8 protein-coding genes are annotated in these 13,280 nt (G+C 71.3%); 3 read left to right on the top strand and 5 right to left on the bottom strand.

Features of this window, described 5'->3' with window-relative positions:
* Nucleotides 1-186 precede the first annotated feature (186 nt).
* The 3 genes from WMF11_RS00690 (at nt 187) to WMF11_RS00680 (ending at nt 6,794) form a co-directional block, all read left to right on the top strand.
* Nucleotides 187-2,040: an OmpA family protein gene (locus tag WMF11_RS00690; protein ID WP_437976069.1), complete on the top strand. Its 1,854-nt coding sequence runs from the start codon at nt 187-189 to the stop codon at nt 2,038-2,040.
* The gene (locus WMF11_RS00685; RefSeq protein ID WP_437976068.1) at nt 2,037-6,137 is read left to right on the top strand and encodes a DUF3344 domain-containing protein; all 4,101 of its coding nucleotides are present in this window, start codon (nt 2,037-2,039) and stop codon (nt 6,135-6,137) included. Before WMF11_RS00690 ends, WMF11_RS00685 begins: the two co-directional genes overlap by 4 nt.
* 243 nt (nt 6,138-6,380) lie before the next feature.
* Nucleotides 6,381-6,794 carry a PilZ domain-containing protein gene (locus WMF11_RS00680; RefSeq protein WP_437976067.1) on the top strand — a complete coding sequence of 138 codons (414 nt, stop codon included), beginning with the start codon at nt 6,381-6,383 and terminating at the stop codon, nt 6,792-6,794.
* Nucleotides 6,795-6,858: 64 nt separating this feature from the next.
* Here WMF11_RS00680 and WMF11_RS00675 read toward each other — a convergent pair whose 3' ends face one another.
* The 5 genes from WMF11_RS00675 to WMF11_RS00655 all read right to left on the bottom strand — a co-directional run bounded on the left by WMF11_RS00675 (nt 6,859) and on the right by WMF11_RS00655 (nt 12,880).
* Nucleotides 6,859-7,554 (bottom strand): acetoacetate decarboxylase family protein, encoded by a 696-nt coding sequence (locus tag WMF11_RS00675; protein WP_437976066.1) that lies wholly within the window; start codon nt 7,552-7,554, stop codon nt 6,859-6,861.
* A 32-nt stretch (nt 7,555-7,586) separates the two neighbouring features.
* Nucleotides 7,587-9,248, bottom strand: a complete 1,662-nt coding sequence (locus WMF11_RS00670) for an amidase (protein WP_437906465.1) — start codon at nt 9,246-9,248, stop codon at nt 7,587-7,589.
* Nucleotides 9,249-9,411: 163 nt separating this feature from the next.
* Complete coding sequence (locus WMF11_RS00665) at nt 9,412-10,707, bottom strand: hypothetical protein (RefSeq protein WP_437976065.1); 1,296 nt, start codon at nt 10,705-10,707, stop codon at nt 9,412-9,414.
* Between the two features lie 102 nt (nt 10,708-10,809).
* Entirely contained in the window at nt 10,810-12,081 is a 1,272-nt protein-coding gene (locus WMF11_RS00660; protein WP_437979418.1) for a hypothetical protein, read from the bottom strand.
* A 157-nt stretch (nt 12,082-12,238) separates the two neighbouring features.
* Nucleotides 12,239-12,880 carry a hypothetical protein gene (locus WMF11_RS00655; protein ID WP_437976064.1) on the bottom strand — a complete coding sequence of 214 codons (642 nt, stop codon included), beginning with the start codon at nt 12,878-12,880 and terminating at the stop codon, nt 12,239-12,241.
* Between the last annotated feature and the right edge of the window lie 400 nt (nt 12,881-13,280).

Below are 13,280 nucleotides of genomic sequence, written 5' to 3'. Positions count from 1 at the left end.
TCCGAATTCGGACGGCCGCCCATCGAAAAGTCCACCGGTAGCGTCCCGCGAAGCCTATAAGACGGCCCGGGAAACGCGGCGTACTCGACGATCATCCGCGTCGAGTGCGCCGCGTTTCCCCCAACTTGCCTGCGCGCCGGAGCAGTCGACGGCCGCTCGCCCAAAGCACCCAAGGTGATCCTGCGCATGAGAGCCCCCTTGCCCCCTCGATGGATCTGCGGCGCCGCCGCCCTAGCCGCGGCGGCGTGGGCCGCGCCAGCGTCCGCTCAGGAAGCGGGACCGGCGCGCGGCCTCGCCCTCAACCGCTTCAGCCCCGCGCCCGCCGGCGACCGGATGTTCGGTGTGCCGTCGCCGTACGCAGCCTCGCCGAACCAGGACGGCAGCGCGACGCTGCACGTGATGCTGCTCGGCGACTACGCGCACAACCCGCTCGTGCTCACGCGGCAGGGCAGCGACGAGCACCTCGGTGCGATCGTCGGCCACCAGCTGTTCCTGCACCTGAACTCCTCGCTCACGCTCTGGGACCGGCTGCACGTCAACGTCGACCTGCCCCTCGCCGTGCTGCAGCAGGGCGACAGCCCCGCGGCCGAGGGCCTCTCGTTCAGGTCGCCGAGCGACGTGCAGCTCGGCGATCTCCGGGTCGGGCTGCGCCTGCGCCTCCTCGGCGATTACTTCGACCCGTTCCAGCTCGCCGTCGGCGGCTTCGTGTGGGTGCCGACCGGCGACCGCGACGGCTCGTTCGTGGGCGAGGAGTCGGTCCGCGGCCTGCCGCAGATCCTGGCCGGCGGCCGGATCCCGGGCTTCGTCTGGTCGGCCGCGGCCGGCGTCGATCTGCGCCCGGCGCAGACGTTCGCGCAGGTGCGGCAAGGCCTGATGTTCAACGGCGGCGCGGGCGTCGGCCTGCTGCTGGGCTCGGAGGAGCAGCTCCAGATCGGCCCCGAGGCGACCGTGTCGACGGTGCTGGAGGACCCGGAGGCCCGCAACACGAACGTCGAGGCGCTGCTCGGCCTGCGCTACCGCTTCGCGCCGACGCTCCGCGACTTCGAGCTCGGCGTCGCCGCCGGCCCCGGCTTCACCTCGGGCATCGGCACCCCGGATTTCCGCGCCGTCGCGATGCTCGCGTACTCGCCCGAGGTCCGGCGCGCGGACCCGGACCGCGACAAGGACGGCATCGTCAACGAGAAGGACGCCTGCCCCGACGTGCCCGGCGTCGGCGACCCGGATCCGAAGAAGAACGGCTGCCCGCCGTCCGATCGCGACGAGGACGGCTTCCTCGATCGCGTCGACGCGTGCCCGGACACGCCCGGCATCGCGAACGACGATCCGAAGAAGCACGGCTGCCCGCCGCCCGGGGACCGCGACAAGGACGGCATCACGGACGACGTCGACGCGTGCCCGGACGAGGCCGGCCCGGCGAACGAGGATCCGAAGAAGCACGGCTGCCCGCCCCCGCCCGACAAGGACGGCGACGGCGTGATCGACGCGGAGGACGCCTGCCCCGACATCCCCGGTATCCGCACCTCGGATCCGGCGACGAACGGCTGCCCCGGCGACCGCGACGGCGACACGGTGCGCGACGATCAGGACGCCTGCCCCGACATCAAGGGCAAGCCCGATCCGGATCCGACGAAGAACGGCTGCCCCGTCGCCGTGCGCATGACCGAGACCGAGATCGTCATCCTCCAGCAGGTGCAGTTCGACACCGGCAAGGCGACCATCAAGAAGGTGAGCGATCCGCTCCTCGATGAGGTGGCGAGTGTGCTGAAGGAGCACCCGGAGATCACCAAGATCGAGGTGCAAGGGCACACAGACCCGCGCGGCGGACGCGCGTACAATATCAAGCTCAGCCAGGCGAGGGCCGAGTCGGTCATGAAGGCGCTGGTCCAGCGCGGCGTCGAGGCCGAGCGGCTGGCGTCGAAGGGCTACGGGCCCGACGTCCCGATCGCGGACAACGACACCGACGAGGGACGCCAGCAGAACCGCCGCGTGCAGTTCAAGATCCTCGAGAAGAAGCCGAAGCAGCAGCAGGAGGCGCCGTGAAGAGACGTTGGGTCATAGGTAGTCTTGTCGGGCTCGCCTGCGTGGGCGGGCAGCGCGGGGCCGCGCACGCGGCGCCCGAGTTGCGCGAGCAGGTCGACCAGCGGGGCGACTTCATTCTGATCGGGAACACGCTGGGCCACGAGTGCGGCAGGGACGACATCGACTCGCCCGTTCTGGGCGACATCGGTGCCTGCGGGAACAACATCGGCGACAGCGCGCCCGACACGTACTGGCGATCCGACTCGCCCGGGGAGGGCGACGCGGAGGCGAGCACCAGCATCACCGCCGCGCAGGCGCGCACCACCGCGGTGCTCCAGGTGCCGGCCGGCGCGACGGTCACCCACGCGTACCTCTACTGGGGCGCGCACCTCGGGACCACCGGGGACGCGGACCTGGCCGTCACGCTGGAGCGGCCCGGCACGGGCAGCTTCTCCGAGGAGGTCACCGCCGACGACAGCGTCAGGACGATCAGCTCGAGCCGCGTCTACTACCAGTCGGTCGCGAACATCACCGCCCTCGTGCAGGAGCACGGGTCCGGCGCGTACCGGGTGAGCGGCGTCAACAGCGCGAGCTTCACGAACAACAACTTCGACAACCACTTCGCCGGGTGGTGGCTTGTCGTGTTCTACGAGCTCGCCTCCGAGCCGCCGCGCAACCTGGCGCTCTTCGACGGCCTCGACACGGTGGCCAGCGGATCGACCCAGAACACAACCCTGGACGGGTTCCTGGTGCCGAACGCGGGCTACGACGCGAAGATCGGCATGGTCGCGTTCGAGGGGGACGTGGCCCACGCGGGCGACCAGTTCCTCTTCAACGGGACCGCGCTCGGCAATACGCAGAACCCGGCCGACAACTTCTTCAACGGCACGCGCTCTTACTTCAACGCGCCGGTGTCGAACGTCGGGGACCTGCCGCAGCTCGCCGGGACCGCGGGGAGCATGGCGGGCATGGATATCGACGTCTTCGATATCACCTCGCTGGTGACCCCGAGGCAGACCTCGGCGCCCATCGTGGCGTCGAGCAGCATGGACCTCTACTTCCTCGCCGGCTTCATCACGTCGATCTCGACCTTCAGGCCGGACTTCACGTCCTCCTCGAAGTCGGCCGTCGACGTGAACGGCGGGCTGCTGCTCCCGGGCGACCAGCTCCAGTACACGATCGAGGTCGTCAACAGCGGCAACGACGCGTCGAGGGGCACCGTGCTCACCGATCCGCTGCCCGCGGGCGTCAGCTACGTGCCCGGCTCGCTCTCCATCGTGGCGGGCGCCAACATGGGCGCGAAGACGGACGCGGCCGCCGACGACCAGGGCGAGTACGACGCCGGGACGCGCACGGTCCGCGTGCGGCTCGGCACGGGCGCGAACGGGACGGCGGGGGGGTCGATCCCCGCCGGACAGTCGTCGCGGGTGACCTTCCGGGTGACGGTCAACGCCGACGCCTCGGGGGTCATCGCGAACCAGGCGATCGTCCGCGCGGCCGGGCAGCAGGGCGCGCCCGAAGAGGACACGCCGACCGACGGCAACGGCCCGACCGACGGCGTGCCGCCGACCGAGGTCGTCATCGACGACTGCGAGACCGACGCGCAGTGCGCCGCGCCGACGCCTCACTGCGATACGGCGGCGGAGCCCAACGAGTGCGTCGAGTGCCTCACGGACGCGCACTGCGGGCCGCTCTCGCCGACGTGCGATCCCGACACGCACGCCTGCGTCTGCGAGCCGACGGGCGCCGAGGTCTGCGGCGATTCGATCGACAACGACTGCGACGGCGTGTTCAACAACGGCTGCGACTCGGACAACGACGGGATCGACGATCCCGACGAGGTCGAGGCCGGCACCGACCCGAACGACGCGGACAGCGACGACGACGGCGTGGTCGACGGTGATGAGCCGGACTTCGGTGAGGACTCCGACGACGACGGCCTCATCAACGCGCTCGACCCCGACAGCGACAACGACGGGCTCTATGACGGCACCGAGCTCGGCCTGCCCTGCGACAACGCGGCCACCGACGCCGCCGCGGGCCATTGTCGTGCCGACGGGGACGCCGGCGCGACAAAGACCGACCCGCTCGACGCCGACACCGATGACGGCGGCGTGCCCGACGGCCACGAGGACTTCGATCTCGACGGCGTCGTCGACGCGGGCGAGACCGATCCGAACGTCCGCGCCGACGACGTGCCGCCGACGGACACCGACGGCGACGGGCTGAGCGACGATCTGGAGGAGACGATCGGGAGCGATCCGAACGACGCCGACACCGACGACGACGGCGCGCTCGACGGCCAGGAGCCGAACCCCGCCGACGACACCGACGGCGACGGCCTCATCAACGTGCGCGACGTCGACAGCGACAACGACGGGCTCTTCGACGGCACCGAGCTCGGCCTGCCCTGCGACAACGCCGCCACCGACGCGGAGGCGGGCCACTGCCGCGCCGACGCGGACGAGGGGGCGACCAAGACCTCGCCGGTCGACCCGGACACCGACGACGGCGGCGTGCCCGACGGCCAGGAGGACCTCGATCTCGACGGCGAGATCGACGCGGGCGAGACCGATCCGAACAACGGCGCCGACGACGGGACGCCGGCGGACAGCGACGGCGACGGGCTGATCGACGTGATCGAGGAGGAGATCGGCACCGACCCGAGCGACGCCGACAGCGACGACGACGGCGTGATCGACGGCGACGAGCCGAACTTCAGCGACGACCACGACGGCGACGGCCTCATCAACGCGCTCGACCCCGACAGCGACGGCGACGGCCTGTTCGACGGCACCGAGCTCGGCCTGCCCTGCGACAACGCCGCCACCGACGCGGCCGCGGGGACCTGCATCGCGGACGCCGACCCCGCGACGACGACGCACCCGCTCGACCCGGACACGGACGACGGCGGCATCTCCGACGGCGCGGAGGACGCGGATCACGACGGCGCCATCGACGAGGGCGAGACCGATCCCAACAACGGCGACGACGACGCGGTGGACGAGGACCGCGACGGCGACGGGCTGCCCGACGCGGAGGAGGAGGCGATCGGGAGCGATCCGGACGACGCCGACACCGACGACGACGGCGTGCCCGACGGCCAGGAGCCGAAGCCCGGCGACGACACCGACGGCGACGGCCTCATCAACGTGCGCGACGTCGACAGCGACAACGACGGGCTGTTCGACGGCACCGAGCTCGGCCTGCCCTGCGACAGCGAGGGCACCGACGCGGAGGCGGGCCACTGCCGCCCCGACGGCGACGCCGGCGCGACAAAGACCGACCCGCTCGACGCCGACACCGACGACGGCGGCGTGCCCGACGGCCAGGAGGACGTGAACCTGAACGGCGTCGTCGACGCGGGCGAGACCGATCCCAACGTCGGCGAGGACGACGGGACGCCGGCGGACAGCGACGGCGACGGGCTTGTCGACTCGCTCGAGGACGAGATCGGCACCGACCCGAACGACGCGGACAGCGACGACGACGGCGTGGTCGACGGCGACGAGCCGAACTTCAGCGACGACCACGACGGCGACGGCCTCATCAACGCGCTCGACCCCGACAGCGACGGCGACGGGCTGTTCGACGGCACCGAGCTCGGCCTGCCCTGCGACAACGCGGCGACCGACGCCGCCGCGGGGACCTGCATCGCGGACGCCGATCCCACGACGACGACCAACCCGCTCGATCCGGACACGGACGACGGCGGCGTGACCGACGGCGTGGAGGACGCGAACCACAACGGCGCCATCGACGCGGGCGAGACCGATCCGAACAACGGCGACGACGATCAGACGGCGTGCCGGCAGGACAGCGACTGCGGCGGCGCGACGAGCGGGATGATCTGCGAGGATCACGCCTGCGTCGAGGGTTGCCGCGGCAGCGACGGCAACAGCTGCCCGTCCGGCGAGGTGTGCAGCTCGACCGACAGCACGGCGGGCACCTGCGCGCCCGAGAGCGACAACGACCCGACCGGCATCTTCGCCGAGGGCAACGGCTTCTGCGCCGCTCGGCCCACGCCCGCGGGCAGCACCCGCGGCGCCGCCGCGCTCCTGCCCATGCTCGCCGCCCTCGCCGGCCTCGCCCTGCGCCGGCGCCGCGCGGGCCGCTGACCGGCGGAGTGAGAGGCCCACGGCCGCGCGCCGCCCCGCCCACCTGGCGGGGCGGCGACCCCTCCAGCGGCCGCGGGCACCTCTCACCGCGAGCGCCCTCTCAGGGGCGCCGAGATCCCCCACCCGCTCCTCTACCTGCACCCTGCGTTCGCCCTCGCCCCCTGCAGCGCTGGGCGCCAGCGTGTAAGTTTCTTGTCCACCTGTAGCCGTCCTCCGTAGCGTACCGCGCCAAGGAGAACGACCATGGAGATGCTGCTCGCCAGCGAGCGCCGCGCCACGCGCCGCGCTGCGATCGTGGAGTGCCAGGCCGTGCGCGAGCGGGGCTTCCGGCTGCTCGGGACCCGGGCGATCGACCTGTCGATCGACGGCATGCTCGTGCTGACGAGCGCCCGCCCGCTCACGGGTGAGCCGGTGATCGTCTCGTTCCGGATCCCGGACACGAACGTCTGGATCGACGCGACGGCGACGATCGCGCGCACGCTCCACGGCCGGCGCCTGGGCGACCCGGGGCGCGCCGTGGGCCTGCGCTTCGACCCGCTCGACAGGGCGTCGAGCCGGCGCCTCCGCGCGGCGCTCGAGCATTTCCCGCCGACGTACCCCTACCGCGCGCAGCGCGTCGACTACGCGGCGACGGCCGCGATGATCGCGCTCGGCTGATCTGCGCGCCCGAGCGACCGAGCGGCCCTGACGCCGCCGCGGGGCAGCTCCCCGCGGCGAGAGATCAGAGCGAGCGAGGGGGCTCGACGTCGGCGACCGGGAACTCGGCCTTGAAGCCGGACAGCCGGACGGCGAACACCACACGACCCTCGTCGACGCGCGGCATGCGCGCCGGATCGACGCGCGCCTCGAGCAGGCGCGCGTGGCGGGCGCTCCCGCGCGCGGTCGGCGCGCAGAAGTAGTCGTGCCCGTCGCGGTGGTGCACCAGCCGGCGGAGGCGCGCGGGCACGAGCGCGCTCGTGGCGGGCAGGCTCGGGCCCGCGGCCGCGAAGCGCAGATCGGCGAAGACGTCGCCGCCCTGCGACGCCCGGAAGCGCTCGCTCCCGTCCGCCTCGCGCGCGATCTCGAAATCGGCGTGCTCCTTGGGGATACCCCAGTTGAGCTGGCCGTTCACCACGCTGTCCCACGAGCTGACGTAGATCTTGCTGATGGACCAGCAGAGGCCGCGGCGCGTGCGGAAGCGCCCGGGGATGAACAGGAGCTCGCGATAAGGCCCCACGTTCGACGACGTGTAGTCGAGCGCCATCAGCAGGCTGTAGCGCCCCTCGAAGCGGGGGCGGAGCGCCTCCGGGATGAAGCTCTGCTCCTGGCGCAGCCGCTCCGGGAGCTCGAGCATCACGATGGTCGCGTCGCCAGCCAGCGTCCACGGCGCTGGCGCTGGCTTCACGTCGGGAGGATGACTTCCGGCGCTCTGGCTCATCACGACCTCTCCTTGGACTCGATGGGATCAGGTTATTCGAGCAGATCGATCGCCCCCGGGGGGCGCCGCGCGCTCGCGAGCTCCGATCGCTCGAGGTGGGCGAGGACGGCGAGGACGGCCGCTTCGTCCCACGCGTCGCCGAGGATCTGCAGGCCGATGGGCAGGCGCTCGGCGTCGACGCCGACGGGCGCCGTGCCGGCGGGGAGGCCGGTGAGGTTGCCGAGGAAGGCGAAGCGGCACATGCCGTCGAGGGCGATGGGATCCAGGAAGGCGCGGCCTTCCTCGGCCTGGGCGTAGGGGGGCGCGGTGATCGCCGTCGTCGGGAGCGCGAGGACGTCGACGCCGGCGAGGGCGCGCGCCACCTCGCGCCGCATGCCCGCGCGCAGCCGCGCGGCGTCGATCTGCTCGAGCGCGGTGACGCCCGAGAGGAGGCTGAAGGTGACGCGCAGGTCCTCGCTGATGAGGTCGCGCTGCTCCCTCCAGGCGCGCTGGAACGCCGCGAGCGACTCGGGGCCGATGACGAGGTAGCCGATGGAGGCCGCGTGCCTGGCGAGGGGGATCTTCACGTTGACGAGGGTCGCGCCCTCGCGCTCGAGCGCGCGCAGCGCCCCCCAGCACACGCTCGCGACCGGGGTGGAGGCGTCGCGCCACTCCGCCTCGTCGACGCCGATGCGCAGGCCGCGCACGCCGGCGCCGAGGCGCGCGCCGAAGCCTCCGGGCGGCGGCGGGGGCGCCCATGCGGTGAGGTCGTCGTCGGGGTCGGGCTCGCTGGCGACGGCGTCGAGGAAGCGCGCGAGATCGGCCGTGCTGCTGGCGATCGGGCCGGCGTGGGCGACCGAGCCCTTGAAGCCGTCGCCGGCGCGGCTGACGCGGCCGAAGGTCGGCTTGATGCCGAAGACGCCGTTCAGCGCGGCGGGCGCCCGGATGGAGCCGCCGCCGTCGCCGCTGGCCGCGAGCGGCGCGAGCCCGAGCGCCACGCCGACGGCGGAGCCGGTGGAGGAGCCGCCCGCGGCGCGCTCCTTGTGGTGCGGGTTGTGGGGCATGCGCTGGTGGACGCTGTTGCCGATCGGCGACATGCCCCACTCGGTGAGCACGGTCTTGCAGAGGAACACGGCGCCCGCCTGCCGGAGCCGGGCGACAACGGCGGCGTCGCGCGCCGCGGGCGGCTGCGGGCCGCAGGGCGAGCCGAGCGTGGTCGGGAGGCCCTCGACGTCGAACTCGTCCTTGACGAGCAGGGGCACGCCGTCGAGCAGGCCGCGCGGCCGCCCCGCGGCGTGGCGCGCGGTCGCCGCGTCGGCGTCCCTGAGCGTCGCCTCGCGCGAGGTGGCGACGGCGATGTTCATGCACGGGCGCTCGGCGGCGAGCGCCTCGAGCGCCGAGAGCGCGCGCTCGGCGACGCGGAGCGGGGTGGTGGCGCCCTTGCGGTAGGCCGCCGCGTAGGCCACCGAGGGCCTGGGCCAGTCGCGGACGGGGGGCGCGCCGAGCCCGGCGTCCTCCCAGCGCCGCGGCGGCGCGGCCTGGAGGGGGCGCGCCTCCGCGGGGACGTCGTCGCGGAAGGCGTCCGGGAGCGAGGCGAGGCGATCGATGCCCAGGCTGCGCTTCATCACCTCCCGGAGCGCGGCGGAGGATCCGGGCGCCTCGGCGGCGAGGCGCGCCGCGGTGAGCGCGCGGCCGGTGAGTCGGGGGACCTTCATGCGGCGCAGCTTACTCGACGGGCCGGGCGGCGCGGCGCTCATGGTCAGGGTGCTCCGCGGGCTCACGTCGTGGCTGCGTGTCGTCGGTGGCGGGCTCGGTCGTCGTTCCTCGTCGATCCGCGCGTGGGAGGGCCTGGGACGGCGGCCGCCGCGACCCTGGAGCTCAGGCAGACGAGGTGAGGTCGTCCCAGACACGCACCGACTCGGGGCGCAGCTCGCGCAGCCACGTCACTGCGCGCCCCTCGGATAGCCTCCGCTCGAACACCAGCGCCGCGTCGCCCGCGTAGAACGTACCGGTCGAGTCGGTCGCCTCTTCCACCTCGTCCAGGCCGAGCGCCTGCGCGAGCTCACGACCGTGCGACGAGCGCGAGACATGAACCGGCACTTCCTTGGGGTGTCCCCACAACGCAATGCGGGAGACGAAAGCGCGCACCGAGTCGCTCGTTCGCTCCCACTCGTCCCAGCCGAACCCATAGGCCCACATCCTGCCGTCCTCCGTCACGCAGGCGAGGGTGTCAGGGTTGTCGATGTCTCGCGGACTCACCAGGATCGCCGGGCCATCCGGCGTCTGCTGAAGCGGCCACTCAGCGACGCTCCCTTCGCCGAGAGCTCGATCGAGCATCTGGATCCCGCCGAAGCGCTGGATCCGATCGACGCTGCGCAGACCACCGAACGAGCTCTCGGCGTCAGCGGCCGTTCTGGCAAGCGCCTCGCTACCGCCGTTCTCCAGCACCCACGAGGCGAGCCGCGCGGGGTCGCCGGCATCGTGCAGCCGGCACAGCCAGCGCGATGCCGCCTCTCTCACGCGGGGTGATAATGGAAGCGTCCTCGACGCTGGATCTACGGTTGCGCAGAGAAACCCGACCACGCTCTGCCGACATCGCTTATCTGGTGCCGCAAGCGGGAGATCCAGATGCCAGGCTTCGTTGTCCAGGGCTGCTCGCCCGGTCGCATCGATGAGATCGTCGCGAAACTCGATCCAGCCAGACTCCGGCGCGACAGGCGGCTTGTCGACCGCTCGCACCACCGGAAAGACGCACTGTAGCCGCAAGGCCGCGCACTCTTCGAGCCAGGGCCGCAGGCTCGTCGCTGTGGGGCCCAGCACGCGCAAGAACACGTCGTCGCGCAGTGCGAGCACCCCATCGCAAACATGCCATACGAACCCGTGCAGGCGAGACTGGCGGCTCGCCTGCCCGACCCGGCGAGCAACGCCCTTGACGAGAGCGTTCGTCTTGTCGAGCGCGGTGACCCGTCCCGTCTCGGGATAGAAGTTCCCGAGATCGACACGCGCGCGCAGCTCGAAGTTCGGAGCACGCCACGGCTCGAGCCTTTCCGCCACCTCGTTCAGCTGCGCCAGGGAGGCCGTGAGCTGCTTGGCCCCGTAGATGGATCGGAGCTGAGGGCTGAACATGCCCTTCGCGACCGTTCCAAGAAGGGGATGGCTGAATCGAGTTTTCACGTCGGCCCCCAATCGTTGTTCTCCCCGGTGCCTCCGAAGACGCCGGGAGTCATTCCGGTCACGCGGTTGGTGCGGCGCTGAATCTCCGCATCCGAGCCATCTCTATCTGAAGCGATCTGCGATGGCCAGCACCTCCGACACGCTGGACACGCGGCGGGACATTCGCTGAATGCCGCACTCCTCGACGAGCCAGACGGCATCTCCGTCGACGAAGACCTGCGCTGCAGCGTCAGACAGGTCTCCGCGGAGACTGAGTCCGTGGGGCAGCACCTCCTCCGAACGGCATGTGGCCTCCGATGCGTAACCGTTCTCGAGAAGGTAGACTTGGCGCTCGAACCAGCGCTCGACACCCGTGCCCACAAGGCGCAATTGCACATCGTCGTCGTCTGGCTCCTGCCACGAGGCCCACACGCCGCCCGTCTCGTCGACGTACAGGCTCGTGCGCACCGACGTGTTCTCAATCCAACCGATGAACCAGGCGCCATTGTAAGGATGGACTGGCTCAGACCAGATGCCCGGTGAAGTCCGTTCCCGGATCGCGCCCGCCGCCCATGGGGCGACGAGTGAAATTCCCCTCTGCCCGCGGAAGCCCCCCACGAGCTCGTCCACAGCGAAGACAGCACTGGTGAGCGCCTCCGATGCCCGGTATCGCTCGAGCTGGGCGCGCAGACCATCACGATTCTGCAGACCAGGCTGCCACTCTCCGAATGAGCTGGCGCCCGTGAGTCGGTCGGGATGACGCGGAACCGTGGCGATGCGCCCACCGGCCGTCATGTGGAACTGCGTCTCGAAAGCGCCGTCGAGCACCCCGCGAACCCAGCAACCGGTCGCTGTCTCGTACAGCTCGAACGCCTCTGGGAAGTATCTATCCGTGTGGTCCACCGACCCGAGCAGCGGCCCCCGCGGCGGAACGCCGGCGATTGAGCCGTACGAGTACCTCGCCGGCGCGGGCGAGAGGCCACGCGGCAGGGGGTGTGCGAGCAAGGCCCGAAGTCGCTCGCTGGTCGCGCACGCCACCGTCAGCGCGTCGCGCAGCAGCAGGACGATCGCGCCTTCGAACCAGAGCAATTGCTCCGAACGCCCGATCGAGCGAACTGCGCACGGCGGTCCCAACGCGCCTTCGACCCACGTGGCCATGAGCGCTCCCTGCGCCCCGTGGTTGTGGCGCTCGCGGAGCACGAGCCCCTCGGAGATCAGCCGCGCTGCCTCGCGGAGGACGGCCGGATCGTCAACGGGCACCGGAGGTCGCGGCTCGAAGGGGTTGCCGGCGAATGGAACGCGTACCACCGCCCCGTCGTGCAGGGCGAGTGAGCCCAGTGGCCCCAGATTCTCGAGCCCCGGGGCGCTCGGCAGATCGTCGCGCTCGGTGAACATCACAGGCGTGGCCTCCAGGACCCCGACAAGTGATGGCAGGGGATCGGCAGGTGGCTCGCTCGGCGCTCCTGGTCGGGCCAGGCGTACACACGCACGCCGACCGGGAGCATGCGCTGCTGTGCCGCCAAGGGGAGCGGAGACCGCCGCAACGGAGGACCTACCCGGCGAGGGTCTCGCACACCCGTGCCTCGGCTTGTGGGGTGAAGCACTTCAACAGCGCTCGCTCACCGAAGCGCTGGAACGCTACGAGATCGGCAGAGATCGCCAAGGAGGCGCAGTCGTCCGTTCCAATCGGGTCGACCACGAGCCCCAGGCGCTCGCAGAGCTCGTTCAGCGGGAGATCTGACTCACGCGTGGCTGCCACCCTCGCGTCGAAGCGAAGGATTCGCTCGACGTAGGCGGCGTAGCTCAATGCCGAGATGGACCACAGGCCCTCTTCGAATGAATACCGGTAGATGCGGCGGTCCTCACCGAGATAGACGAACGCGTCCGACATCCCGATGTCCCAGTAGCCGACTAGCAATCGCGACGGCTCACCGGGCGGAAGCCAGGCGTCGCCGGAGACGAGGAGCGGCGATTCGAACGCCTGCGCAGAAGCCCCGCCCGCGAAGAACTCGGCGTGGCAGAGCACAGGACCGCACATGGCAGTTCGATCGAACCGCCGGACGCCGTGCGCGAGGCCGAGCGCTTCCGAGACGGCATCGCCAAGGCGGGACGATGCTCCTTGTGCGTGGAACCATGCGAGGAAAGAGGGGATGCCGTCGTTGTTGACAACCACGAACCGCGGGGCCGTGGTCACGTCGTTGAACGACGATTGCCACGGAGCATGCAAGCGTACGTTCGCTCGTTTCCCGAGCCCCAGCGATACCCCTCCGCCAGGGAGGCGGTAGCGGACGGCCGCGCTGCCATTGCGCACCAGAAAGGATCCCTCGACGCCTCGCTCCCGGTCGTCGAACGATAGCCCCTCGCCTTCCACTGGTTCGCCCTCGGCGAGCACGGCCGAGTAGGCAGGGAACCAGATCGGCTTGTGCGGCTGCCGCTCACCGAAAGCCCGGATCCAGGGGATGAGTCGCTCGGCGCTTCGGGCGTAAAGGCACCACGTGTCCCGGCTCTCGGTGACCAGCACAGAGCCCTCATACCATCTGAATGAACCACACGTCTCCGGAGCAGAGGGCACATCACCACCGCGCGCGCGAACG

The organism is Sorangium sp. So ce295, from assembly GCF_051527405.1.
Classification (GTDB): domain Bacteria; phylum Myxococcota_A; class Polyangia; order Polyangiales; family Polyangiaceae; genus Sorangium; species Sorangium cellulosum_B.
This window is presented reverse-complemented; position numbering and strand designations above follow the sequence as displayed.

Coding starts and splice junctions, on each gene's coding strand:
- WMF11_RS00690 (WP_437976069.1), top strand. CDS start 187: ATGAGAGCCCCCTTGCCCCCTCGATGGATCTGCGGCGCCGCCGCCCTA.
- WMF11_RS00680 (WP_437976067.1), top strand. CDS start 6,381: ATGGAGATGCTGCTCGCCAGCGAGCGCCGCGCCACGCGCCGCGCTGCG.
- WMF11_RS00675 (WP_437976066.1), bottom strand. CDS start 7,554: ATGAGCCAGAGCGCCGGAAGTCATCCTCCCGACGTGAAGCCAGCGCCA.
- WMF11_RS00660 (WP_437979418.1), bottom strand. CDS start 12,081: ATGTTCACCGAGCGCGACGATCTGCCGAGCGCCCCGGGGCTCGAGAAT.
- WMF11_RS00670 (WP_437906465.1), bottom strand. CDS start 9,248: ATGAAGGTCCCCCGACTCACCGGCCGCGCGCTCACCGCGGCGCGCCTC.